The 24,208-nt window shown below is 49.8% G+C and carries 22 protein-coding genes; 16 read left to right on the forward strand and 6 right to left on the reverse strand.

Annotated features, from left to right (window positions below; genetic code table 11):
• Positions 1-127 precede the first annotated feature (127 nt).
• Both ACJJI0_RS18415 and ACJJI0_RS18420 read right to left on the reverse strand, forming a co-directional pair.
• Positions 128-814 carry an OmpA family protein gene (locus ACJJI0_RS18415; protein WP_444883706.1) on the reverse strand — a complete coding sequence of 229 codons (687 nt, stop codon included), beginning with the start codon at positions 812-814 and terminating at the stop codon, positions 128-130.
• Positions 815-965: 151 nt separating this feature from the next.
• The gene (locus tag ACJJI0_RS18420) at positions 966-1,103 is read right to left on the reverse strand and encodes a hypothetical protein (RefSeq protein WP_172975300.1); all 138 of its coding nucleotides are present in this window, start codon (positions 1,101-1,103) and stop codon (positions 966-968) included.
• 175 nt (positions 1,104-1,278) lie between these two features.
• Between ACJJI0_RS18420 and murJ the strand changes: the two genes are divergently transcribed.
• From murJ to ACJJI0_RS18480, 12 genes are all read left to right on the forward strand, one after another.
• A complete protein-coding gene (gene murJ / locus ACJJI0_RS18425; protein WP_444883707.1) occupies positions 1,279-2,889 on the forward strand; it encodes a murein biosynthesis integral membrane protein MurJ in 1,611 nt (536 codons plus the stop codon).
• Between the two features lie 111 nt (positions 2,890-3,000).
• The gene (gene ribF, locus ACJJI0_RS18430) at positions 3,001-3,984 is read left to right on the forward strand and encodes a bifunctional riboflavin kinase/FAD synthetase (protein ID WP_444883708.1); all 984 of its coding nucleotides are present in this window, start codon (positions 3,001-3,003) and stop codon (positions 3,982-3,984) included.
• A 49-nt stretch (positions 3,985-4,033) separates the two neighbouring features.
• Positions 4,034-6,838 carry an isoleucine--tRNA ligase gene (gene ileS / locus ACJJI0_RS18435; protein WP_444883709.1) on the forward strand — a complete coding sequence of 935 codons (2,805 nt, stop codon included), beginning with the start codon at positions 4,034-4,036 and terminating at the stop codon, positions 6,836-6,838.
• Positions 6,831-7,358, forward strand: coding sequence for a signal peptidase II (gene lspA / locus ACJJI0_RS18440; protein WP_444883710.1), 528 nt, complete (start codon positions 6,831-6,833; stop codon positions 7,356-7,358). The genes ileS and lspA overlap by 8 nt, the downstream gene beginning before the upstream one ends.
• 6 nt (positions 7,359-7,364) lie before the next feature.
• Entirely contained in the window at positions 7,365-7,805 is a 441-nt protein-coding gene (locus ACJJI0_RS18445; RefSeq protein WP_252084449.1) for an FKBP-type peptidyl-prolyl cis-trans isomerase, read from the forward strand.
• A 51-nt stretch (positions 7,806-7,856) separates the two neighbouring features.
• Complete coding sequence (ispH, locus tag ACJJI0_RS18450; RefSeq protein WP_252084450.1) at positions 7,857-8,789, forward strand: 4-hydroxy-3-methylbut-2-enyl diphosphate reductase; 933 nt, start codon at positions 7,857-7,859, stop codon at positions 8,787-8,789.
• Between the two features lie 345 nt (positions 8,790-9,134).
• Positions 9,135-9,674, forward strand: a complete 540-nt coding sequence (locus ACJJI0_RS18455) for a GspH/FimT family pseudopilin (RefSeq protein WP_444883711.1) — start codon at positions 9,135-9,137, stop codon at positions 9,672-9,674.
• Positions 9,667-10,191, forward strand: a complete 525-nt coding sequence (gene pilV / locus ACJJI0_RS18460; RefSeq protein ID WP_444883712.1) for a type IV pilus modification protein PilV — start codon at positions 9,667-9,669, stop codon at positions 10,189-10,191. Before ACJJI0_RS18455 ends, pilV begins: the two co-directional genes overlap by 8 nt.
• A 3-nt stretch (positions 10,192-10,194) precedes the next feature.
• On the forward strand, positions 10,195-11,226 hold the full coding sequence (locus tag ACJJI0_RS18465; RefSeq protein ID WP_444883713.1) for a PilW family protein: 1,032 nt from the start codon (positions 10,195-10,197) through the stop codon (positions 11,224-11,226).
• The gene (locus tag ACJJI0_RS18470) at positions 11,226-11,759 is read left to right on the forward strand and encodes a pilus assembly PilX family protein (RefSeq protein ID WP_444883714.1); all 534 of its coding nucleotides are present in this window, start codon (positions 11,226-11,228) and stop codon (positions 11,757-11,759) included. Before ACJJI0_RS18465 ends, ACJJI0_RS18470 begins: the two co-directional genes overlap by 1 nt.
• A gap of 11 nt (positions 11,760-11,770) precedes the next feature.
• Positions 11,771-15,100, forward strand: a complete 3,330-nt coding sequence (locus ACJJI0_RS18475; RefSeq protein WP_444883715.1) for a pilus assembly protein — start codon at positions 11,771-11,773, stop codon at positions 15,098-15,100.
• Positions 15,101-15,159: 59 nt separating this feature from the next.
• Positions 15,160-15,612: a type IV pilin protein gene (locus ACJJI0_RS18480; protein WP_444883716.1), complete on the forward strand. Its 453-nt coding sequence runs from the start codon at positions 15,160-15,162 to the stop codon at positions 15,610-15,612.
• Here the strand turns inward: ACJJI0_RS18480 and ACJJI0_RS18485 are convergent.
• The 3 genes from ACJJI0_RS18485 to ACJJI0_RS18495 all read right to left on the reverse strand — a co-directional run bounded on the left by ACJJI0_RS18485 (position 15,609) and on the right by ACJJI0_RS18495 (position 19,395).
• Positions 15,609-16,187: a GspH/FimT family pseudopilin gene (locus ACJJI0_RS18485; protein WP_444883717.1), complete on the reverse strand. Its 579-nt coding sequence runs from the start codon at positions 16,185-16,187 to the stop codon at positions 15,609-15,611. The genes ACJJI0_RS18480 and ACJJI0_RS18485 overlap by 4 nt on opposite strands.
• 89 nt (positions 16,188-16,276) lie before the next feature.
• Positions 16,277-17,683: a sigma-54-dependent transcriptional regulator gene (locus ACJJI0_RS18490; protein WP_444883718.1), complete on the reverse strand. Its 1,407-nt coding sequence runs from the start codon at positions 17,681-17,683 to the stop codon at positions 16,277-16,279.
• A 131-nt stretch (positions 17,684-17,814) separates the two neighbouring features.
• Positions 17,815-19,395, reverse strand: a complete 1,581-nt coding sequence (locus ACJJI0_RS18495) for a sensor histidine kinase (protein ID WP_444883719.1) — start codon at positions 19,393-19,395, stop codon at positions 17,815-17,817.
• Positions 19,396-19,484: 89 nt separating this feature from the next.
• On the opposite strand from ACJJI0_RS18495, the gene ACJJI0_RS18500 reads away from it, so the two are divergent.
• Positions 19,485-21,113, forward strand: coding sequence for an NAD+ synthase (locus ACJJI0_RS18500; RefSeq protein ID WP_444883720.1), 1,629 nt, complete (start codon positions 19,485-19,487; stop codon positions 21,111-21,113).
• A 58-nt stretch (positions 21,114-21,171) separates the two neighbouring features.
• Here the strand turns inward: ACJJI0_RS18500 and ACJJI0_RS18505 are convergent, their stop codons facing one another.
• Complete coding sequence (locus ACJJI0_RS18505) at positions 21,172-22,104, reverse strand: outer membrane protein assembly factor BamD (protein ID WP_444883721.1); 933 nt, start codon at positions 22,102-22,104, stop codon at positions 21,172-21,174.
• A 118-nt stretch (positions 22,105-22,222) separates the two neighbouring features.
• Between ACJJI0_RS18505 and rluD the strand changes: the two genes are divergently transcribed.
• The 3 genes from rluD (at position 22,223) to ACJJI0_RS18520 (ending at position 24,201) form a co-directional block, all read left to right on the forward strand.
• Complete coding sequence (gene rluD, locus ACJJI0_RS18510; RefSeq protein ID WP_444883722.1) at positions 22,223-23,179, forward strand: 23S rRNA pseudouridine(1911/1915/1917) synthase RluD; 957 nt, start codon at positions 22,223-22,225, stop codon at positions 23,177-23,179.
• An 80-nt stretch (positions 23,180-23,259) separates the two neighbouring features.
• Positions 23,260-24,033, forward strand: coding sequence for a peptidoglycan editing factor PgeF (gene pgeF / locus ACJJI0_RS18515; protein ID WP_444883723.1), 774 nt, complete (start codon positions 23,260-23,262; stop codon positions 24,031-24,033).
• A 21-nt stretch (positions 24,034-24,054) separates the two neighbouring features.
• Entirely contained in the window at positions 24,055-24,201 is a 147-nt protein-coding gene (locus ACJJI0_RS18520) for a hypothetical protein (RefSeq protein WP_444883724.1), read from the forward strand.
• Positions 24,202-24,208: the final 7 nt, after the last annotated feature.

The following is a 24,208-nucleotide window of genomic DNA, read 5'->3' on the forward strand; positions in this document are numbered from 1 at the left end:
ACAGGGTTTCTTTCACGGAGGAGAGTTTGTGGCCATATTTTTAATCAGTCCACAGGCGCAATAGCGATTTGAAGTCACCTTGCGCAGCCGCGAGGATTTGTAGTCCATCGCGGCTGTTTAGCAGTTGTTAGAAGTGTCCGGCCATGGATTCCGGTAGGGAAAATCGGATATCTACGCGGCGCTCCATGGCGTAGGCGTCGACATCGCCCTTGGGGGCTTCTGAGTAGGTGGAGCCCATAGCGCGACGGCTGATACGGGAGGCGTCAATACCCAGAGAGATCAGTGCCTGTTCAACACTTAGGGCACGTTGGTCCGAGAGCACGTTGTTGTAACCATCGCTGCCCCGTGGGTCTGCGTGTCCCTCCAGTTGAATCTGCAGGTGGGGATGGCGTTTCAGGAAGTCTGCCATGGCATTCAGCTGTTGAAGCTGGGTGGTCTGGAGTTCGTCTTCCCCGGTGGTGAATAGCATCTGGAACTGTAATGAATCCAGTGCCACTTGGCTGGCATCATTCGCGGACAGTCGAGCCGCACCCAGTTGCTGTGCCAGGTTGCTGAGCTCTGCACGGCTCTCTGTCAGTTGTGTTGCCAGCATATCAGCCTCTTCTGCTTGCTTGACCTGTTCGCCGAGCCAGGCTCCACCGATTGCGCCGGCGATAAACCCGACAGGGCCCCCTACAGCGGCACCGGCAACGGCTGCCGTGGTAAAGACCGTGGCCTGCTTGGCCGGGGTCAGTTTCGATTCGTTGAGTTCATTCGCCTGGGTACCAGAGGCGATCAGGGAAGTCAGGGCTGCAACCATTAATGTTTTTTTCATTGCTACTCTCCTTGGAGGCTTTCTTTTACTCGGTGGGGCTGTGTGTGGCCCGTTTGAGTGCTATTAAAAAGCTCCAAGGAGGCACTGGCGTGGCGCAGTGGTGGCAAATCGCTGCGCAATTGTGGCGAAAGATGGCAACCGGTGTGTCCTGTTATTTCAGGCGGTGGTAGCGCCGGTCGCGGGGCGAATCTACGCGGACACGCACACGCTGGGGGCGGGGGCCACGCATTATCGCAATGTAAAGCACAATCGCCAGTGCCAGGGCAATAATCAAAGCGTTAATGGTCATCCTGTCTTCTCCCCGCGCCACCGATTCCGTGGGACGCGTCACTAATTCACAGCTAGTATAGGCTCGTGGGCTCCAGGTCGTAGGAGCATAAAGATATCCACCCCTCAATGACTTTTGTGGAATTGCGGTAGACTTGCCGGCCAGCAGATATCGCCCAAATCCAGGAGTCACAGCGTTGCCCCAGTCGCCGCCCACCCAAGACCAGCCCGTCGAAAAAACCGGTACATCCAGACTCCTGCGCGGCAGCTCGGTGGTGGGGGCCGCAACGATGTTGTCCCGGGTTGCCGGCCTGGCCAGGGATATGGCTCTGGCGCGCTTTGCCGGGGCTGGGGACGCCGCCGATGCTTTTTTCGTGGCGTTTAAAATCCCTAACTTTTTCCGCCGCTTGTTTGCTGAGGGCGCCTTTGCTCAAGCATTTGTGCCGGTGTTGGCGGAGTACCGCCAAAAGGGGGGCATTGCTGCAGCACGAGAGCTCAATGATCGCGTCGCGGGAGCACTCGGCGGTGTTTTGTTGTTGGTTACTTTATTTGGTGTATTGTGCGCGCCTCTGGTGACGGGGATCTTTGCATTTGGCTGGTGGTGGGATGGCAGCGAAAGGGAAAAGTTTGAGCTCGCCACCGGCATGCTGCAAATTACCTTCCCCTACCTGATGTTGATCTCCCTGGCGGGTTTCACCGGCGCTATTCTGAACAGCTTTGATCGCTTTGCGATCCCGGCACTGACGCCAATTATGTTGAATCTGGTGTTGATTGGTGCGGCAACTATAGGTACGGCTTGGTTCGATCCGGAGATACTGGCCTTGGCTTGGGGTGTGCTTTTGGCCGGAGTGGTGCAATTGCTGTTTCAGCTACCTTTTCTGGCGCGCGAGGGGTTATTGCCAAGGCCCAAGTGGGATTGGAGCCACCCGGGGGTGCGCAAAATTCTGCGCCTGATGGCTCCGGCAATTTTTGGAGTATCGGTCACTCAAATCAGTTTGGTATTGGATACGCTGCTGGCTTCATTCCTGCCCAGTGGCAGTGTCTCCTGGTTGTATTTTTCCGATCGCCTGACCGAATTACCGCTGGGGGTGTTTGGTGTGGCTGTGGCAACGGTGATATTGCCGAGCTTGTCTCGTTTGCACAGCGATGGAGACCCGCGCCGCTTTCGCCATACCCTCGACTGGGCACTGCGCAGCGTTACCCTTATCTCCCTGCCTGCGGCGGTAGCCCTTGTGGTATTAGCTGAGCCGCTGTTGACCACGCTATTCCAATACGGCCAGATGCAGCCCAGAGATATGCAGATGGCGGCTTGGTCCCTACGAGCTTACGCCTTGGGGTTGTTGGCTTTTATGTTGATCAAAGTGCTAGCACCGGGCTATTTTGCCCGTCAGGATACCTATACGCCGGTGCGTTTTGGCTTGATCGCAATTTCGGCCAAGATGGTGCTGAGCCTTCTGTTTGTTATCCCGCTGAATCATTATTTTAAACTCGGCCATATGGGACTGGCGCTGGCTACCGCCTGCCAGGCGGCAATCAACGCCTGGTTACTGTACAAGGGTTTGCGCCGGGATGACGTTTACATGCCTGAGGCTGGTTGGGGGCGATTCCTATTGCGGTTGATAGCGGCGAATTTGGCGATGGTCGCTGTGCTGATGGGGCTCCTTCACGTCTGGGAAAGTTGGAGTGCCTGGGGCTGGTTTGAACGGGCCTGGCGTATGAGTGTAATAGTAGCCGCAGGGGGCTTGGCCTACCTGTTTACCCTGTTTGTGTCAGGCCTGCGCCCACGTCACTTCCGCGCCACCAGTTAACTTTGAATAGACGCCAATATGGCATGAATTGTATCGGCCAGTCGCTACTGGCCGCCCTGTGGGAATCCGCTATACTGTGCGGCTCGATTTTATGAGGATGGGAAGATCGTTTTGGCCCAGGAACGCGAACTAATTCGCGGGTTGCACAACCTGCGCGCCCGCCACCGTGGATGCGTGGCGACGATCGGCTCGTTCGACGGCGTACATCTTGGTCATCAGGCGATCATTGCCCAGTTGCAACAGCGTGCGCTTGAGCAGGGCCTTCCTTCGGTAGCCATTATATTTGAACCCCAGCCCCACGAGTTCTTCTCTGGCGAGCAGGCTCCCGCGAGGCTGATGCGTTTTAAGGAAAAAGTGCTGGCGCTGTTCGATGTGGGCGTGGAGCGAGTCTTGTGCCTGCAGTTTAACGATACCCTGCGCGGCCTCAGTGCTGAGGCATTTATCCAGCGGATACTGCTTGATGGCCTGGGCATTCGCCATCTGGTGGTGGGCGATGATTTTCGTTTTGGCTGTGACCGCAGCGGAGACTATAGCCTCCTGCAAACGATGGGCGCCCAGCATGGCTTTACCGTGGAAGATACCGCGACTATGGAAATACGCGGCTCCAGGGTGAGCAGTACCCGTATTCGCGAAGCCCTGCAGGGTGGTGATTTTGAGCTGGCTGAAACCCTCTTGGGGCGGCCCTACAAGATTACCGGCAGGGTGGCGCCAGGGCGTTCACTCGGTCGTCAGCTGGGTGCGCCCACGGCCAATGTGCGCCTGCAGCGTTACCGCTCCCCGCTAGTTGGCGTTTATACGGTGCGCACCACTGCCACAGATGGTTCTGAGCTTGCTACGGGGCGCCAAGACATAGATGGCGTGGCCAATGTGGGATTTCGCCCCACTGTAGAGGGCGAGGGCGCGCGCCCCCTGCTGGAGGTGAACCTGTTTGATTTCAATGGCAATCTCTATGGGCGAGAGCTCGCCGTGGAGTTCTGCCACAAGTTGCGCAACGAGGAGAAGTTTGCCTCGTTGGATATTCTCAAGGCTCGTATCGCCGAGGATATTGAAAATGCCCGGCAGTGGTTTAAACAAAATCCTAGACCGCACCAATAAACTGAGACGACCTAATTTATTTTTCTACTAGAGCTGAAGTAGACACCCAATGACTGATTATAAAGCGACCCTGAATCTGCCTGAGACCGATTTTCCCATGCGCGGCAATTTGCCGCAGCGTGAGCCGGCAATTCTGAAAAAATGGCAGGACAACAAGCTCTACGAAAAAATTCGCGAGGCGCGTGCCGGGCGCGAGCAATTTATCCTGCACGACGGCCCTCCCTATGCGAATGGCGATATTCATATTGGTCACTCAGTTAACAAGATTCTCAAAGACATCATTATCAAGTCGAAAACCCTGAGTGGTTTCGATGCTCCCTACGTACCTGGCTGGGACTGCCACGGCCTGCCGATTGAGCACCGCGTAGAGAAGAAAATTGGCAAAGCTGGCAGCAAGGTGGACCATAAGACTTTCCGTCAGAAGTGCCGTGAATATGCCGCCAAGCAGGTGGATGGGCAGAAGAAAGATTTTGTACGCCTGGGAGTGTTTGGCGAATGGGACAACCCCTACCGCACTATGGATTTCCAGTTTGAGGGCGATATTATTCGCGCCCTCGGCCGTGTGGTGAAAAATGGCCATCTTGCACGCGGTTTCAAACCGGTCTACTGGAGTGTGGTGGGTGGTTCTGCGTTGGCGGAAGCGGAAGTGGAGTATCAAGATAAAGTCTCCTATTCCATTGACGTTTGCTACCCGGTGAGTGAAGAGGCGGATCTGGCCATAGCCGATGCCTCTGGTGGCCATGCTGGAGAAGGCCCACTGTCGGTGGTGATCTGGACTACAACACCCTGGACCTTACCCTCGAGCCAGGCGGTCTCCGTAAACGGTGAACTGGAATATGTGGTGGTGCAGGCAGGCAAGCGCCGCCTGTTGATCGCAGAAGCCTTAAAGGATGCGGTACTGGCCCGCGCAGGCTTCGAAGGGGAAGTTGTGGGTCGCATTCGCGGCGCGGCCCTGGAACACTTGAAAGTGCATCACCCCTTCTACGACAAGTTGCTGCCCATTGTCCTGGGCGATCATGTCACTACCGATGCTGGAACCGGCTGTGTACATACAGCCCCAGACCACGGTCCGGACGATTTCCAGGTAGGCAAACGTTACGGTATCGAGACCCTCAATTACATTGATAATAATGGTGTTTATCGCGACAGCGTGCCGCTATTTGCTGGCGAGCATGTCTACAAAGTGGACGACAAGATTGTTGCATTACTTGAGGAACGCGGTGTGCTGCTGCATAAGGGCAAGCTGGAGCACAGCTACCCGCATTGCTGGCGAACAAAGACACCGCTGATCTACCGTGCGACTCCTCAGTGGTTTATCAGCATGCGCCAAAATGACCTGCTGGATCAGGCGCAAAAAGCCGCCGATGACGTATTGTGGATCCCCGGCTGGGGTAAGGCACGTATCGACTCCATGCTCAATGGCAGCCCGGACTGGTGTATTTCCCGCCAGCGCACCTGGGGAGTGCCTATCGCTTTGTTCGTGAACAAAGAGACCCACGAGCTGCATCCGGAATCTCCTGCGTTGATGGATAAAGTGGCGGCCCTGGTTGACGAAAAGGGTATGGATGTCTGGTTTGATCTGGATGCTCGGGATCTTCTGGGTGATGAGGCGGAACATTACGAGAAAGTTACCGACACCCTCGATGTCTGGTTCGACTCAGGTGTGACCCATTACGCGGTGTTGGAGCGCCGCGAAGGGCTGCGCTTCCCCGCCGATCTATATCTGGAAGGGTCCGACCAGCATCGCGGCTGGTTCCAATCTTCCCTGAAGACTTCTATCGCCATTAATGGTTGCGCGCCTTATAGACAGGTCCTGACCCACGGTTTCACCGTGGATGCGCAGGGGCGCAAGATGTCGAAGTCTATCGGCAATACCGTTGCTCCCCTGGATGTAATTAATAAGTTGGGTGCAGATGTACTGCGCCTGTGGGTATCGGCCACTGATTTCAGCGGTGAAATGGCCGTTTCCGATGAAATTCTTAAGCGCACCGCCGATTCTTATCGCCGCCTGCGCAATACCGCCCGTTTCTTCCTATCTAATCTGGCCGGTTTCGATCCGCAAAAAGACCTGCTGCCGGAGGAAGAGTTGCTGGCACTAGATCGCTGGGCGCTGGATAAGGCTGCACACCTACAGGATGAGATCCTGGCAGCCTACGATAATTACCAGTTCCACCAGATTTACCAGAAGCTGCATAACTTCTGCGTGGTTGAAATGGGTGGTTTCTACCTGGATATCATCAAGGACCGCCAGTACACCACCAAGGAAGAAAGTGTCGCGCGTCGCTCCGCACAGAGCGCGCTCTACCATATTGTGCAGGCATTTGTGCGCTGGATTGCCCCAATCCTCAGCTTCACTGCGGAAGAGTTGTGGCAGTTTATTCCTGGTAATAATGCCGATAGCGTGTTTATCGAAGAGTGGTATCCGTTGCCCAAATTGTCAGCCGAAGCTGATAAAGGTGCGGCCTATTGGGCTGTGATGGCCGAAGTGAAAACGGCGGTAAACAAGGTATTGGAGGAGCAGCGCGCTGCTGGAGCAATTGGTGGGTCTCTGCAGGCGGCAGTTACTCTGTATGCCAATGATGATCTGCGCGAGAAATTGCTCGAGTTGGAGAATGAACTGCGTTTTGTATTGATTTGCTCTTCCACTTCAGTGCAGCCTCTCAGTGATGCGGCGGGTGCTGAAAGCACCGAGCTTGAAGGTCTTAAAATTGGTGTGAGCAAAGTGGATCACCCCAAATGTGAGCGTTGCTGGCACTACCGTGCAGATGTGGGTGAAAACAGTGATTACCCAGATATTTGCGGCCGCTGTGTAGAGAATGTGGCTGGTGACGGCGAGGTAAGGCACTATGCCTAAGACTAATCTGCTATTCGGCCACCCCTGGCGCTGGTATTGGCTGGCACTGGCTGTGGTGGTTCTGGATGTTGCCACTAAAATCTGGGCTGTGGGCGAATTTATGTACGGCCCTGCGGTGCAAATTATTCCGGGCTTTCTGCAGTTCACCTATGCGGAAAACTACGGTGCAGCTTTCAGCTTCCTGTCTGATGCGGGTGGTTGGCAGCGCTGGTTTTTTGGTGTGATCGCAATGGTGTTTAGCATTGTGGTCATTATCTGGTTGTGGCGTTTGCCAGCGCTAAAGCGCTGGGAGCCCTGTGCCCTGGCCCTGATTTTGGGTGGTGCTCTCGGAAATCTGTGGGATCGCATTCTGCTGGGATATGTGCGGGACTTTATTTCCGTGTACTACGGCAGTTGGCATTTCCCAGTGTTTAATGTGGCGGATATGGGTATCAGTATCGGCGCGGCCATGCTGGTTATAGAGTTGCTTTTCTTTGCAGAAAAAGACGGCGACAAGACAAAAAATAACGCGGAAGTTTAACGAACCATGAGTAATAGCGTTATCGGCGAGCACAGCCGCGTAACTCTGCACTTCAGCCTTAAGCTGGATGACGGTACCGAGGTGGACTCCACTTTCAAAGGCGATCCCGCTTCTTTTAGTGTGGGGGATGGCAGCCTGCTGCCAGGCTTTGAAAAAGCCCTCTTCGGTCTCAAAGCTGGCGATGAGGCGGAAATCGAAATCCCCCCTGAGCTGGGCTTCGGTCAGCGTAACCCGGCCAATATGCAAAAGGTCCGCCGCGACAGCTTCGCTCCGGATATTGAGCTGGAGCCCGGTTTGGTAGTTTCCTTTGATAATGGAAGTGGTGAATTACCCGGTGTAGTTCGCGAGATTGAGGAAGATGAAGTAACCGTTGACTTCAACCACCCTCTGGCAGGGCAGACACTGAGCTTCCACGTAAAAATTATCGCAGTGGATTCGATTCAATAAGGGCAATTTTTCACCCGTTGAATAGATTATCGAAAGAGTGCTGAAGTAAAAATGCAAATCCGACTGGCTAATCCCCGTGGCTTCTGTGCCGGCGTCGACCGCGCGATTGATATTGTTAACCGTGCCTTAGATGTCTTTGGTGCGCCCATCTATGTACGTCACGAGGTGGTACATAATAAGTTTGTGGTGGAAAGCCTGCGCGAGCGCGGTGCCGTGTTTGTGGACGAGCTGTCGGAAGTGCCCGATGATGTTATCGTTATTTTCAGTGCCCACGGTGTATCCAAAGCTGTGCAAAGGGAAGCAGAAGATCGCAACCTGCGTGTATTCGATGCCACCTGCCCACTGGTTACCAAGGTGCATATCGAAGTCAGCAAATTCAGCAGTGATGGCGCCGAGTGCATACTAATCGGCCACGCCGGACATCCGGAAGTGGAAGGCACTATGGGTCAGTATGATGGCACTGCCGGTGGTGCTATCTACTTGGTCGAAGACGAGGAGGATGTGGCAAAGCTAAAGGTGAATGACGAGAATAATCTCGCATATGTTACCCAGACCACCTTATCCATGGACGATACTGCCCGGGTAATCGATGCCTTGCGACAGCGCTTTCCCAACATCCGCGGTCCGCGCAAGGATGATATCTGCTACGCCACCCAAAACCGCCAGGATGCTGTCCGCCAACTTTCTCTGGAGAGTGATCTGGTGTTGGTTGTGGGCAGCCCTAATAGCTCCAACTCCAACCGCCTGCGCGAACTGGCCGAGCGCTGTGGTGCCGATGCCAAGTTAATCGACGGCGCTGTTGATATTGATGCCGATTGGCTCACAGGCAAAAAATCCATTGGCATCACCGCCGGTGCCTCGGCTCCAGAGGTACTGGTCCAAGAGGTGATTGGCAAATTGCAACGGCTTGGTGCCACAGTGCCAGAAGAGATGGATGGGCGTGAGGAGAATATTCGCTTCTCTTTGCCCAAGGAGCTGCGCTAAATGCGGCTCCCTCTTGATATCGTTTTTTAATCCTTTCCCTCCCGCTTCTTCTCCTCCTTTCCGCCCATCGCCTATTTGCGACCGTTAGTCAGTAATGGCCTTATTCATCGACGTGTTCACTTTTTACTGCCTTAAAAATTGATATATAAGTTATATATTGAGTACAAACTGGAAGTAGTGCTTGTGTAATCTTTACGCACTTTTCATTGGGCGTAATTTAAAGCCGACCGTTTTTCCTAGTGTTCCGAAAATAAGAGAGTCTGAAACCTATAAGTGTAACGAAAAAAAGGATATGAAACTGGTGACTGGTAACTTTAGGGTTGTCTGAAATTTGAGAAGAGTAGTATGAAAGAACTTAGCCGTAGCTATGGATTTACTTTAATTGAATTAATGGTGGTAATTACTGTGCTGGGAATAGTGACTGCACTTGCAGTTCCTTCTTTTAGCACATTAATTGAGAACAACCGTATAACAACAATGACTAACGACCTAAATGCAACTTTACAGTATGCACGTTCTGAAGCGGTACGCCGCAAAGGTGAAGTTAGAGTGAGTGCGGTTGATGATGATATTAGTAAGGGCCTCAGAGTATGGGTTGATGATGGCAGCGGAGCTTTTGATGATGATGATGTCGAACTGCGTGTTTTGAATGTCAACCTTGGCGGCCTTGATCTGTCGGCAACAGTAGATAGCTCTTCAAAACCAGCTATAGACTTTTCTTTTAATGCTCGTGGAGAGAGTAGCTTGGGGGGAACTTTGGTGTTAGATCTATGTGATAGCCGACAGGGTGATTATGGTCGTAAGTTGGAGTTGCTTGTTTCTGGGGCGCTCAGGTTAGAAACAAATGTTACCTGCAATAGTAGTGGGGGGGCAATAAGTGTTTGATCAACGGGGTGCAACATTAATTGAAGTTTTAGTTTCTATTCTGGTTTTAGCTGTAGGTTTATTAGGCTTGGCTGCCACTCAAATGATGAGTTTGAAGAATGGAAATGGCTCACATCACCGTTTTATGGCAGCCCTTGCCGCTCAGGATATTATTGAACGAATGAGGGCTAATCCTGTTGGTTTTAAATCTGGAGGCTATGATGGTGATCATGGTTTGAGTGTTGCGCTTGCTGAGGAGGGCAGCGATATATCTGGTAGCCAGCCGGGCACAGAAAATAATGCTTCAACTCCCGATTGTAGTAACAAATGCACACCTGCGGAATTAGCCGATCTTGATATTTATGAGTGGGAAAATCTATTAGCGAGTAACCTGCCTTCCTCGGCAGGGAGTATTAAAAGGAGCGCTAGTGGGGTAGAAGTCATCATCAGTTGGAAAGAGCAGCATACGGGAAGTAAATACGGTAGCGGCTCTGACAGTCTGGATGATGCAACTTTTGAAATGAGTGTGGAATTATAGATTATGATTTCTTTTTCATTGCAACGTGGCCTTTCATTGATTGAGTTGATGATTGGTATCTTGTTAAGTTCTCTTTTACTGCTCGGTGTATTGCAGATATTCCAGAGTAATAGTGACACTTTAAGAATGCAGAGTGGATTCTCAAAGGTACAAGAGAGTGGCCGATTTGCAGTAGACATGCTGGGTAGGGAGATTAGGCAGGCGGGTTTTTGGGGTTGTGCAAAAAGTAATGAGATAGAAAAACTGCTAAAAACTGATGATGAGTTTCTCAAGGAGATAGGCTCTAATGGTATTCTAGGCGAAGATAACGCTTCCAGCACAAAAAAAATTGATGGAAAAGAGGTCGAGCTCGGTTCAGATATACTGATTCTTAGTGGTGCTGAAGATGCCTGTGGCGGTAAAGGGAGAGTGCTGAATGGAGCAAATGATGGTGATGTTATTGTAACACAACACTGCCCCATTGAAGCTGGTGATATCGTGCTTGTATCGAATTGTTTGTCGGGAAGCGTATTTACCGTTACCAGTATTGCCTCTGAAGGAGCTGCTAAAAACAAGAATCTTAAATATGCAAAGGGTGTAGTTTCTGAGGGCTGGGTTGAAAATCAAAGTGATTCCTTTGGTTTGGATAATACATATGGTTCAAACTCCAAGATTTTAACTCCTTATCAAAGGACGTATTTTATTTCTGAGGGAGCTCCAGGTGGTAGTTCTTTGTTTGTTATGGATTTTGATGGTAATACTCATAATACTCAGGAGCTTGTTCCTGGCGTGGAAGACATGCAGATAACTTATGGCCTTGATACATCTGGTAGTGGAATCATAGATAAATGGCAGGCAGCTAGTAGTGATAAAGATGTTATGGCTAAGGTGGTTGCAGTGAAAATTGAACTTGTGATTGCTAGTGATAGTGATGCCGGTGTAGATAGTCAAACGTTAACAAGAATGGATGGTACACAATATCAACCTAGTGCAGATGGGAAATTAAGAAAGTTATATGTAACTACTATTAAGGTGCGTAATAGGGGGAGCATGTAATGAAGTACTTTAAAAAAGAGCAGGGGGCCGTTTTAATGGTTAGCCTGATTATTCTTTTAGTTTTGACTCTCATAGGTATTTCTGGTGCTCGTAGTGTTTTGATGAGTGAGCGTATGACTTCAGCCTCCAGAGAGGCTAAGGTTGCTTTGGAAATTGCTGAATCAATAGCCAGATTAGGGGAGGAGGAAATAGAAGGCCTGGTTAAGATTAGTGATTTTGGAGCAGCAAGTTGGCAGCATAAAGAGGGAGAGGGTCCTGAAGACATCTTTGCTAAAGATACCTGGAAAGATGCTAACTCTACCTCTAAAGAAGTCTCTATGTTGGATTCTGAAGGCAATAAAATATCTGGTCGTATGTATGTTGAACGTTTTGGTATGGCTGCGGGTGATTCCAATGTGGATAACGTGGATTTGAGTACAGGTAGTACCGGCGGTGATGATACTACTGTCTACGTTTTTAAAATCGTCAGTCGTGGTGTAAGTGCCAGTGGTACAGAAAGAGTTATTGTAACTCTGTATGGTAAAGAATTTTAAGGAGTGAGGCTGTGAGATTAAAAAGTGATTTTAAAAACAAAATTAATTTTCGTACTTTGAATGCAGCTCTGTTATTAACTTTGCCAACGAGCACTTTCGCTGCGCCGGGTAACTTGTCTGACGTTCCACTGTATTCCCGGGGTTCGGCTGAGCCGAATATTATGTTTTTATTAGATTCCTCTGGGTCTATGCAAAAGATAGTTTATCCACCTTCTGAATATGATGTCGATGCTAATGATAAGCCTAGCTGCTCCTCCCCGCTATCAGATGAGGGGTATGATATACGCTTCGCTGTAAGTACAAGTAGTGGAGCTGTTTTATTTTCTGTAGACGGTGGAGATACATGGAAGACATGGAATTCAACAACAAATTGCTTTGATGAAGAAGAAGAGTACAGGGCTAGGCTCTATGCTAATACCTATGCGAGTGGCGGAGCATATTTTTATACCGATGATAGCAATAATTATGAGGCCAATGTTACGGGAGACTTTCTAAATTGGTATTTTTCAGACGAAACAAGTTTGGGGTCTTATGTAGCAGATAAATTTCTGGATGAGGATGGAAACCCGAAAAGATCAAAAGTTGATATTCGCAGAACCGATGTAATGAAATCTGCAGCAAAGGATTTGGTTTCCCAGCTTGAGGATGTTCGTATTGGACTGATGCAATTTAATGGTAATCATGGCGGGAGAATGTTACAGGGGTTGACTAGTCTTACGAGTGATAACCGTTCTTCTATTCTTAATGTGATCGATGAAATTGGTGCAGGGGGAAATACTCCTTTAGCCGAATCATTTGCTGGTGTTGGCCGTTATTTTATTACTGGATATGAAAATCAAAAGCTTAATTATAAAGATAGTAATGGCAATAATGAGCAGGAATCGGCTTCGAAAATTTTTGCTGGTTACTCAAGTGGTAGTAGTGAATCTACCATTCTGGACTGGGGTAAGGTAAGTAAACCAGATGCTACTGTTTCTGGTAGCGCCATTCAATATTATTGCCAAAAGAGCTTTATGGTGGCTTTAACTGATGGTGCGCCCACTAAGGATAATAGCGTAAGCGATATTTTATATAACTTTGATACACGGGATTGCAGTTCAAATCCTGGCGGCTGTACTAATGATAAAATGGATGATGTGATCAAAGCGCTATATGATGTTGATTTGCGCCCAGATCTTAAAAATCCAGATGATACTCCAGTTATTAATAATATAACCAGCTACTTGATAGGTTTTGCGAATCAGGGATTATCTGATTCTAAAGTAATGAAGAATGCCGGTGAGCTGGGTGGAGGTGGTGTCTACTCTGCAGATAATGCGTCTCAGCTACAGCTAACCTTTAATAAAATCTTCAAAGAAGTGCAGGCTATTACTGGTAGTTCAGGTTCGGTTGCTTTTAACTCAACCGTGTTGGACAGTGGTTCGGCAATTTTTGCAGCTCAATTTAATAGTGGCAATTGGAATGGGAATTTATCTGCTTGGAGCTTAGACTCTTCGGGAGTTCTTGCTGATTCCCCCACCTGGCAGGCGGCTCCTATTCTTGATGCTCTTTCGGATGTGGATACAAGAGTAATGCTCACTTACCAGGATAATAAGGGGGTGCCATTTACTGCAGCAGGAGTGGGAACATCTAGCTCTGACCATGCAAAGGATCTCACATTATATAGTTATATCACTAATGCTGAAGACGATGGAAGAGTCAGTGATCGGATTGATTTCTTGCGTGGAGACCGCTCCAAAGAGGGAGGTAAGGAAGGAGAGTTTCGGGAGCGTGAGAGTCGTTTAGGGGATATTGTTAATTCTACACCAGTGTATGTGGGGGGGCCTAATGCTCGGTGGTCTGAAGCATCTTTCCCAGAGAGTACCTCATATACTGACTTTAAAGCCGCAAAAAAAGATCGAACGCCAATCGTTTATGTGGGGGCGAATGATGGTTTCTTGCATGGATTTAATGCCAGTATGGATACAACAAACTCTGCGGATGCAGGAAAGGAAGTGATTGCCTATTCACCATCTATTTTGCTCAGTGAAGTTCATGATGAAGGATTGCATCCACTTAGTTCACAATACTACGACCATAAATTTTATGTTGATGGTACACCAACGGTTTCCGATGCTTATATTAATGATAAATGGCAAACTATTTTGGTGGGAGGGTTAAATGCGGGAGGAAAAGGTTATTACGCATTGAATGTTACAGACCCTACAACCTTTAGCGAGGAAAATGCCGAAAACATAGTAATGTGGGAGTTTTCTGATAAAGATAATGAAAATCTGGGTTTTAGTTTCAGTCGCCCCCAAATAGGACGGATGGCCAATAACGAATGGGCGGCAATTTTTGGTAATGGTTATAATAGTAAAACCGGAGACGCGGGAATTTTCATTGTTTATTTGGATGGTTCCGATGCTTCAGCCAGTAAATATACTTATTTGTCAACTGGTAAAGGTAGTGCTTCTAACTTAAATGGCATGTCGACACCAGCAATTATTGATTCAAACCTGGATGGTATTATTGACCGTGTTTATGCTGGCGACTTACAGGGTAATATGTGGGCTTTCGATGTTTCTAGCGCTGACTCAAGTAGATGGTCGGTAATTAAGAGTAGTGCTACAGGTTTTGCCGAGCCTTTATTTACCGCTACTGGAGAAGCTATAACTGCACCACCATTAGTTGTACGAAATATAAAAGATACTGAATCTCCGGGTTTGCTTGTTACTTTTGGAACTGGCCAGTATTTGGTAGATACAGATACTGCGGATAAGAATGAAGGTGGTTTTTATGCCGTATCGGATAATGGCACTTATGGTTTGACAAAAACTCATCTTACTAAACGCTCTTTAGTTACCGAGTCAATCTCAGACGGTTCTCTTCGTCGTAAAATTGATGATGAGGCTGCTGAGGTTGATTGGAGTAGCGAGTTTGGTTGGTATATCCCGCTCCAAGCAGGAGATGATGTTAATGGAGGTGAGCGAGTGATCACCAGACCATCCGTACAAGGCTACGTTCTTTTCTTTAATACAATGATTCCCAGTGGGCAAGTGTGTTCAGCAGGGGGTAGTGGTTGGCTTATGTCGGTCGATATCTGGAGTGGAGTTGCTCCGGAAAATGAAGTCTTTGATGGTGATGGCAGTGGAACAATTGACAGTAATGATTACGGTTATGTAGGAGAGTACATGGCTAGTAGTAGCCCAAATGAATCAGGCTTTATCGATAACTCTCAGACTGGCAATAAGATTCAATCAACGGGGAACAGTGCTGGGGGAATTGATCAGAGGGAAGTGAAAACGTCTGGGGGAGGTCGAATTGGACGTTTATCCTGGGAAGAAATTACGCCATTTTAATTTTAATTACTGCCCAGCTTTACTGGGCAGTTCCTTTTATACATTTATATTTTAAAGCTATGAATAAGCAAATTGGTTTTACTCTAATTGAATTGATAATTGCTATAGCAATTGTCGGTATCCTGGCTGGAATTGCTTGGCCGGCCTATCAGGAAAATGTGCGTACTGCCAGTAGGGCTGATGCACAAGGGGCGCTAATGGGCCTTGCTCAAGCGATGGAGAAACATTTTACTGAGAACGGAACCTATGAAGGCGCGGCAACAGGAGATGCAGATACTGGTGTACCAAATATTTTCCCCTCATCTTCTCCATTGGATGGGGGAGCAAAAAAATATAATCTGAGGATTACGGCCGCAAGTCAGAGTACATATACGCTAAGAGCTACCCCAATTAATGGTCAAGCAGGAGATGGTATAGTAGAACTCCGCTCAAGTGGGGTTCGAGGTTGGGATCGGGAAAATGATAGTAAAATTGATGACCCGAAAGATATGTGTTGGAATAAAAACTGTTAATTAGCTGATAGATTCTTTTGGCAAACTAAATCCTGTCCACTGCCGTTTTCTACAATTCCATTGCCATTTTTGTCTTTTGCATAATAAGGGCGGCCAATAGCATTAAGAATTATTATCCAGCCATATTTTGCCTCGCCAGTGGCGGGGCAATAGGAAAAATTCCCACTTTGTGATGGGGTTTTACCATTAGGCTTAAAAGTAAGATAACCTTTATTATTGAATGCAGCCCACATAAGAGATGCATTATTTTTTAAGCCACTTAACTTTCTTTCTATTTTTTCTCCGGTATCTAGTTCACCATCCTGATCAATATCAGCGAATAATAGTGCTCCATCAGACCAGTTATCGGCACAGACATCGTCTAGTCCGCGTGGACAAAGCGTATAATGAAGGTTTTCATTATACGCTTTATTACGCATCAGCATTAGCAACTCAAACAGTTCCTGTTGCCTTATTTTACTTTGATAACGTTTAATGAAATCACTAAAGCTGGGTATTGCCAGCAGGGTGACAATCGCAAGTATCGTGATTGTGAAAAGTAACTCTATGAGGGTAAATCCCGTAGCTTTATTCACGGTGCAAACTCCTCGGTTGTGAGTTTGCACTAGCATACAGTTGTTCTGCTAAAACCCAATCACGGGTAATTACGGTACTATCGTTCCCGTTAAGTCTCTAGCCCCAACTTCTTCAACCGGTATCGCAGTGAGCGAAAACTGATGCCAAGCTTCTGAGCTGCGGCGGTACGGTTCCAGCGAGTCTTGGTGAGTGCGCTTTCAATCGCTTCTTTTTCAATATCCTGCAGGAATTCATCTAGGGAGTTGTACTGGCTGGGATCAAAGCGATTGTTTTCTTCCGATTGGGTTCTATTTAAGGCTTCACCTTTAGTGCTGGTAGAGGAAGCTTCTCGATCTTGCGTTTGCTCATCCTTCTCCAGTAGCAGGTCGTCAAGGCATATTTCCTGATGGTCGCATAGGGTAAAGGCGCGTTCGAGGATATTTTCGAGTTGGCGAACATTACCGGGGAAGGGGAAAGCCTGTAGGGCTTGCATGGCATTGGTAGAGATACTTGGGGGTATTATCTCTGAATTCTGGGCAATACGCTGCATAATGGCATCGACCAGTAAGGGTATATCTTCACTGCGCTCGCGTAGAGGGGGTGTGGATATTTCGATTACATTGATGCGGTAATATAGGTCACTGCGAAAGCGCCCTTCGCTGACCTCTTTGGCCAGGTCCTTGTGAGTAGCGCTGAGGATACGTACATCGATAGGGGTTTCCTGGCTTGCGCCTATAGCCCGAATGCGTTTTTCCTGTATCGTACGCAAAAGCTTGACCTGCATATCCAGAGGTAGGTCGGCAACTTCGTCAAGAAATAGAGTACCGCCCTGAGCGCTCTGTAGTAGACCTGCTTTATCTTTATGTGCGCCGGTAAAACTGCCTTTTTTATGTCCAAAAAACTCGCTCTCCATGAGGTCAGCGGGAATGGCTCCACAGTTAATGGGGACGAAAGGTTTGTCGGCACGGGCTCCCTGAGAATGAATGGCCCTGGCAGCCAGTTCTTTGCCTGAGCCCGATTCGCCACTGATATAAACCGGGGCATCACTGCGCGCAACTTTGGCTATCTGTTCGCGCAGCTTGCGCATATTGGGGGCTTCCCCTAAAAGCAGCTGTTTCGCGCTCTTGCTCTGTTGTGGATCTCGCTCTCTATTCAGGCGTAGGGCCAGCTGAGCAAGGTTGCGCAGCCGCTCTAAATCGACCGGTTTACTGACAAAGTCAAATGCGCCGAGCTTTAGCGCCTTAATGGCAGTATCCATATTGCCGTGCGCGGTAATCACTGCGGTGGGCAAGTCTCGAAGAACACCGCTCTGGATATGCTCGACTAGCTGTAGACCATCGCCATCTGGCAGACGCAGGTCGGTCAGGCAAAAATCGTAGTGGTTCTCTTTAAGCAGGCGTGTTGCCTCCGCTAAGCTGGCGGCGGTGTGACAGTTCACATCCATGCGCTGCAGAGTGAGTGTGATTAGTTTGCAGATATCCGGTTCGTCATCGACAACCAGGGCCAGAGGTAGCATCAATTCTCTGTCTTTTCTTGTTTTGTGGAGATTGTGGGCAAAGGTGCCGATTCTGATTATGTCAGAAATTCTTTACGAATATTCTCATACATTTTGGGAAATATTCCTGAGCAGAATCAAGTCACATTCTTTTAGTGAGCAAATTCAACTCTAAAGCAACTCATATCATCCTTGCTGCGGCAGTGGTAGAGATTGGCCTGATTGGTTTCACAGAGTTCTCGGGCAATATAAAGACCCAGACCACTGCCGCGGTTGCCGGTAGTGAAAAAGGGCTCAAAAATCTTGTCTTGGTGTTCTTGTGGAACCCCTGACCCTTGGTCTTTCACATCCAATTGAGTACAACCGCGCTCAGAATTGTAGTACACACTAATTGATGCATGTCTCTTGCCGGAGGCTACTTGAGAGTGGTGCAGGGCATTGTCGGTTAAATTGGTGACCACCTGGGCCATTTGTGCCGAGTCAAACCTGGCTTTGAGAGGTTGCTCAGGTAAGTCGAGCTCAACTTGGTCTGCCCTGTTGGATCCGACGTTATAGTCTTGGATCAACTGTAGTAGCCAGCTACTGATGTCGTGTTCTTGTGGATTGCCAGCTTGACGCCGAGAGAGTTGCATAACATTTTCGACGATCTGATTAACCCTCTGGCTCTGCCTACAGATGATCTCGGTGAGATAGTGATCTTCCTCAGCCAATTGTGAGGACTCAGACAACAGTTGGGCAGCATGGCTGATAGCCGAGAGAGGGTTGCGAATCTCATGGGCGATGGAGGCGGTGAGATGTCCGAGAGATGCAAGTTTCAATTTCTGTGCAGCTACGGTTAGCTTGCGATTATCTTCTACGAATACCAGTGAACTGTTGCCGCTTTCATGCTCGAGCTTCGCGAAGTTTAGGTGCAGTTCTCTACCATTGTCCCCTTGTAGCAGTGAAGTATCGGGTCCTTTAGTATCGCGCCACTGGCGAATCGACTGGAGTAATGAGCCCTCTGCGAGGCTTTTAGCGTGTAACTGCTCTCCCAAGAGCCGTCGGGCCGCCTGATTAATCAGCTCGGGCTGGCCAGTAGGGCCCATTACCAGTACTCCGGTGCCCATACGCTCAATAATTTGCTGTGCCAGCCGCTGAAGGTGTGCAGCTTGGCGGCTTTGCTGGTCGGCGCGAATATTGGCGCTACGAATACGTACAGACAAATACTGTAATGCGCTCACCGTGGCGAATAGCAACAGGCCTAGGCTTCCTGCGGCGACAATATCCTGACTGGTGCCTTTACCTGAGATCAAATTATACAACTCTAGGCCGATGACCCCGAGACTTGCCAGCGCCGCGAAGAAGGCACTCATTCGGCGGTCTAAAAGAATAGATCCGATTGAACAATTGATTAGCAGTAGATAGCCGAGACCGGATTTCAAGCCACCGCTGGATTCAATTAAAAGAAGGAAAACCAGAATATCACAGGCCAGAATGATACCAATTTGGCCTGTACCTACTTGATAGGCTTGCTGGCGTAAAAAAATTAACCAGCCAAAGTTAAGTAGGGAATACACCACGCTTGTATATAAGAAAAGTAGCGGTGCAGTATCCCCAAGGGCGCCGGCTCCTATATCTGAATAGAAAATTCCAAGTAACACTAGGGCGATAGATAGCCGATAAATTGCGCAAATTCGCAATAGCTCATGGTGTTGAAAAGAGGGGGTTGTACTGGTGTCGTTGGCACTACTCAAGGTGGTTTCCCGGTATGTTGTTATGGTGACCGCTGCCGTTATAGCCCACAGGGGTTACAATGGCGGCCTGTCTTGTCCGAGGTTTAACCATGTCTACTTTGCAGCTAGTGCTGGCACAAATCAATTCTCTCGTAGGAGATATCCCAGGTAACACCGCTCGAGTAATTGAGGTGGCTAACAGGGCCCACCGAGAATTGGGTGCCGATCTGGTCCTTTTTCCCGAGTTGACTTTGTGTGGCTATTCTCCAGAGGATTTACTGCTGCGTCCCAGTATGCAAACTCGAGTTGAGGCTGCACTGGAAGCATTGAAAGCTGTTCAACTGCCCTGTGCAATTCTGATCGGCTATCCCCGTCATCTAAACGGCAAGCTATTTAATATGGCGGGCCTGATTGCCAACGGAGAGTTGGTGGCGGAGTATGCCAAGCAAAAATTGCCAAACTATCAAGTATTCGATGAGAAGCGTTATTTCACCAAAGGTGATCAACCTTGTGTCGTGGATATCAAGGGTATTTCGGTAGGCTTTAGCATTTGCGAGGATATCTGGCATCGGGAACCCATACAGCAGACCGTAGAGGCAGGGGCCAAATTGATTCTGAATATCAATGCCTCTCCCTTTCATCGCGGTAAATCTCTTCAGCGACAGGAGTTGATATCCACTCAGGCACGTGTAGCGGAAACGCCAATTGTGTATGTGAATTGGTGTGGTGGTCAGGATGAGCTGGTCTTCGATGGGGGTTCCATGGCTGTGGATGCCGATGGACAGATCTGCGCCAGGGCAGAAGAATTTGCCGAGCAGTTACTGCCCGTATCGGTTTCCCAGCAGAGTGGAAGAGTAACCCTATTACCCGGTGAGGTGGCGCCTCTTATGGGGGATCTGGCATCGGTTTATCAGGCGCTGGTACTGGGAGTACGCGATTATGTTAATAAAAATGGTTTTAACGGTGTGGTACTGGGACTCTCAGGTGGCATTGACTCGGCTTTGACCCTGGCGATTGCCGTGGATGCACTGGGCAAAGATCGGGTGGAAGCAGTGATGATGCCATTTCATTACACTTCAGATCTGAGTAAGACCGATGCCGCCGATCAGGCACAGCGCCTTGGCGTCAATTACCGGGAAATTGGAATCGAGCCCATTTTCGATGCCTTCATGGGGGCATTGGCCGAAGAATTTGCAGGTAGTGCGAGAGATACCACCGAGGAAAACCTGCAGGCGCGAGCTCGCGGAGTATTGCTGATGGCGATCTCCAATAAGAAGGGGGCCATGGTACTGACCACCGGTAATAAGAGTGAGATGGCAGTCGGTTATGCGACTCTTTACGGAGATATGGTTGGGGGCTTCAACGCGCTAAAAGATGTACCCAAGGTACTGGTGTTTGAGTTGGCGCGCTATCGAAATACGGTCTCGGAAGTCATTCCTGAAACTGTTATCACACGGCCGCCAAGTGCTGAGTTGGCCCCAGATCAGGCGGATACTGACAGTCTGCCTCCCTACGAAGTGTTGGATGAGATTCTGAATCTCTACGTCGACAGAGACTTCAGTGCCGAGCAAATTGTTAAGCAGGGGTTTGAGCGCAGCATTGTTGAGCGTGTGGTGCGCCTGGTATCACGCAATGAGTACAAGCGTCGCCAGGCTGCCGTGGGTGTGCGGATTTCAGAGCGGGGTTTTGGCCGAGATCGGCGCTACCCGATAACCAATGGTTGGAAGGCTGGCGAGTAAGCTGGACTAGAACATAAAACGGCGCCGAAAGGCGCCGTTTTATGTTCAGCAAGGGGTATTACATCAGCTCCGGAGGGAGAGGGGCTTCATCGCGGTTGTACTCGGGGTTATACAGCTCGCGGCTATCGAAACCTTCGGGATCAGACTTTTCAAACAACCCGAGGGTAACACGGTGTACCAGGCTGCGGCCGCTGGCGCCTTTGAAGAAGTCATAGTTGAAGGTGCCATCTTCATTGAACGCTGGATGCTTGGGATAGTTGTTGCGCAGCACGCTCAGGGCGTTGGCTTCCAGCTCCGGCATCTCCATCATGTGGTAGCCCTGTACCATCACTGCGAGTGCATCGGGTACGGCCGGAGTCTGTTGGAAGTTTTCCACAACATAGCGGCCACGGTTGGCGGCGGCGAGGTAGGCGCCGCGCTTGAAGTAGTAGTTGGCCACATGGATCTCATAGCGAGCCAGCAGGTTACGCAGGTGAATCATGCGTTTCTGCGCATCTGCGGCGTAGCGGCTTTCCGGATAGCGGGCCATCAACTGAGAGAAGTAGGCGAAGGATTCGCGAGCAGCGCCTGGATCTCGGTTGGTGAGGTCGGTAGGCATAAAGCGCTCAAACAGGCCGGCGCCCTCGGTGAAGGAGGATAGTCCCTTCATGTAGTAGGCGTAATCGACGTTGCGGTGTTGCGGATGCAGCCGGATAAAACGGTCCGCTGCGGCGATGGCGGCATCGTTTTCATAGTTGCGGTAATAGGCGTAGATCAGCTCCAGCTGGGCCTGTTCTGCATAGTTGCCGAAGGGGAAGTTGTCTTCCAGGGCGCGCAGGTTCTTGATCGCCAGATCCCACTGGCTAGTGCGAAGTTGCCGCTGGGCAGCCTCGTAGAAGGCTTGTTCAGTGCGGTTGCCAGTGGGCAGGCCCTCTTCTGAGTCATCGGTGTTGGCACAGGCAACCAATAATACCGACACCAAGGCCAGCGACAGCATTTTCCAGGCTTGCATAGCCCCTCGCTCTATCATTCTCACACTCTACCTTATTAAACTATCCGCCAAGATTAATCTGGCGCTCCAGACATTTAAACACAGTCCCGGAGCTGCCCAAAGTATTTGCAATTGTTTGATGAATGACCACCTAAAACTCGATATTGAAGTTCCGGCCAGTATGGCTGGTCGAAGATTAGACCAGGCAGCAGCCGAATTAATTCCCGATTACTCCCGTGCTCGCCTGCAATCCTGGATCAAAGGCGGCCAGCTCACCTTGAATGGTGCTGTTGCCAAGCCTAAGGATAAGCTATTTGGCGGTGAGCAGCTCAGTCTACGCGCGGAATTGGAGGCTCAGGGAAGCTGGAGCGCCCAGGCCCTGGACCTGAATATTGTCTATGAAGACGATAGTCTCATTGTGATCAATAAGCCTGCAGGCCTAGTGGTTCACCCGGCTGCAGGTAATCCTGATGGCACTTTGCTAAACGGCTTGCTGCACCACCGCCCAAATCAGGAGATGATTCCCCGTGCTGGCATTGTGCACCGCTTGGACAAAGACACCAGTGGCCTGATGGTTGTCGCCAAGACTTTACCGGCACAGGTACACCTTGTAGACCAATTGAAGCAGCGGACGGTCAGTCGGCAGTATGACGCTTTGGTACAAGGCTATATCACCGGCCCCGGTCGCGTCGACGCGCCTATCGGTCGCCATCGCCAGAATCGACTGAAAATGGCGGTACTCGATTTTGGTGGTAAAGAAGCCATCACGCATTATCAAGTGCATCAGCGTTTCCGTGCCCACACCCTGTTGCGCTGCAAGCTGGAAACCGGGCGTACCCACCAGATTCGAGTGCATATGGCCCATATTCGTCATGCATTGGTCGGCGACCCGCTATATGGTGGGAGGCCTAAATTGCCCGCCGAGGCTAACAGGGAGCTGGTTGAGGCACTACAGGGGTTTCCCCGTCAGGCCCTACACGCTGCAGAGTTGGCCCTGGTTCACCCGCGCACCGGGGAAAATATGCACTGGTGTGCTCCTATGCCAACGGATATGCTTCAGTTGCTCGAGCTCCTCAATAGGGATCGGAGTGAGTGAATTCTGTGACTATATCTTCACTTGAGGTGGAGTGTGCAGTCACGGCCCGCTCCGCAACATCGATATAAAGCAGAAAAACTATGTCCCTCGATCATTACCTGACTCCCTCTTGGCCGGCGCCAGCCAGGGTGCGTGCCGTCACTACCTTGCGCAATGGCGGTGCTAGCACCGGAGTTTTTAGCAGCTTCAATCTTGGCGCCCATGTGGGGGATGTGGAACCTGCAGTAATGGCCAACCGGCAGCAGTTGTCGGAGGAATTGAAGCTGCCGGCGGTGCCTCAGTGGCTGGAGCAGATTCATAGTGACAAGGTCATTGAGGCACAGAGCGATGGGCTTGTGCGTACCGCTGATGCCAGCTTTAACCTTGGCGGTGGCGCTGCTTGCGCGGTTCTTACAGCCGACTGTCTGCCGGTGCTTATCTGCGACAAGACGGGCACCAGGGTAGCTGCAGCACATGGGGGATGGCGCGGTTTGGCCGAGGGCATTTTGCGTAACACGGTTACTGCGCTTGATTGCGACCCAAAAGAATTACTAGTCTGGCTGGGGCCTGCGATTGGCCCCGAAGCTTTTGAAACGGGCGTCGATGTTTTAGAAGCCTTTTTCGAGCATGCGCAAAGTGGCATGCATACCGAGGCGATTGCTCAGTGTTTCCGTCCCCACAGTAAGAAACCCTTGCACTTTCTTGCTGATATCTATGCTCTGGCGCGAGCTGAATTGGCTGAACTTGGCGTAGAAAATATTTACGGGGGAGAATATTGTACAGTGAATGAAGCCGAACGTTTTTTTTCTTACCGCAGGGAAAGAACTACCGGACGAATGGCTTCATTAATCTGGTTGGCGGATGATGAAAGCTGAGAACACAGTAAAGGAAGGCGAGTGATTTTTGCTGTGCTTTCTATCTATTGGGGCCTTACTTGCAAAAATCAAGCTTCAGGTGGGGATTTAAAACTAGATTTAAGAAAAAATATTTTGCGCATTAATGATTTACGTCAGGAATTCCCACCAATTGATTTAAATCATTGAAAACCTT

It is taken from the genome of Microbulbifer mixtoriginis (SeqCode) (assembly GCF_052466695.1).

Excerpts from the sequence above, each read along its gene's own strand:
- ACJJI0_RS18415 (WP_444883706.1), bottom strand. The coding sequence starts at position 814 with ATGAAAAAAACATTAATGGTTGCAGCCCTGACTTCCCTGATCGCCTCT.
- ACJJI0_RS18420 (WP_172975300.1), bottom strand. The coding sequence starts at position 1,103 with ATGACCATTAACGCTTTGATTATTGCCCTGGCACTGGCGATTGTGCTT.
- ileS (WP_444883709.1), top strand. The coding sequence starts at position 4,034 with ATGACTGATTATAAAGCGACCCTGAATCTGCCTGAGACCGATTTTCCC.
- lspA (WP_444883710.1), top strand. The coding sequence starts at position 6,831 with ATGCCTAAGACTAATCTGCTATTCGGCCACCCCTGGCGCTGGTATTGG.
- ACJJI0_RS18445 (WP_252084449.1), top strand. The coding sequence starts at position 7,365 with ATGAGTAATAGCGTTATCGGCGAGCACAGCCGCGTAACTCTGCACTTC.
- ispH (WP_252084450.1), top strand. The coding sequence starts at position 7,857 with ATGCAAATCCGACTGGCTAATCCCCGTGGCTTCTGTGCCGGCGTCGAC.
- ACJJI0_RS18455 (WP_444883711.1), top strand. The coding sequence starts at position 9,135 with ATGAAAGAACTTAGCCGTAGCTATGGATTTACTTTAATTGAATTAATG.
- ACJJI0_RS18465 (WP_444883713.1), top strand. The coding sequence starts at position 10,195 with ATGATTTCTTTTTCATTGCAACGTGGCCTTTCATTGATTGAGTTGATG.
- ACJJI0_RS18470 (WP_444883714.1), top strand. The coding sequence starts at position 11,226 with ATGAAGTACTTTAAAAAAGAGCAGGGGGCCGTTTTAATGGTTAGCCTG.
- ACJJI0_RS18480 (WP_444883716.1), top strand. The coding sequence starts at position 15,160 with ATGAATAAGCAAATTGGTTTTACTCTAATTGAATTGATAATTGCTATA.
- ACJJI0_RS18490 (WP_444883718.1), bottom strand. The coding sequence starts at position 17,683 with ATGCTACCTCTGGCCCTGGTTGTCGATGACGAACCGGATATCTGCAAA.
- ACJJI0_RS18500 (WP_444883720.1), top strand. The coding sequence starts at position 19,485 with ATGTCTACTTTGCAGCTAGTGCTGGCACAAATCAATTCTCTCGTAGGA.
- ACJJI0_RS18505 (WP_444883721.1), bottom strand. The coding sequence starts at position 22,104 with ATGCAAGCCTGGAAAATGCTGTCGCTGGCCTTGGTGTCGGTATTATTG.
- rluD (WP_444883722.1), top strand. The coding sequence starts at position 22,223 with ATGAATGACCACCTAAAACTCGATATTGAAGTTCCGGCCAGTATGGCT.
- pgeF (WP_444883723.1), top strand. The coding sequence starts at position 23,260 with ATGTCCCTCGATCATTACCTGACTCCCTCTTGGCCGGCGCCAGCCAGG.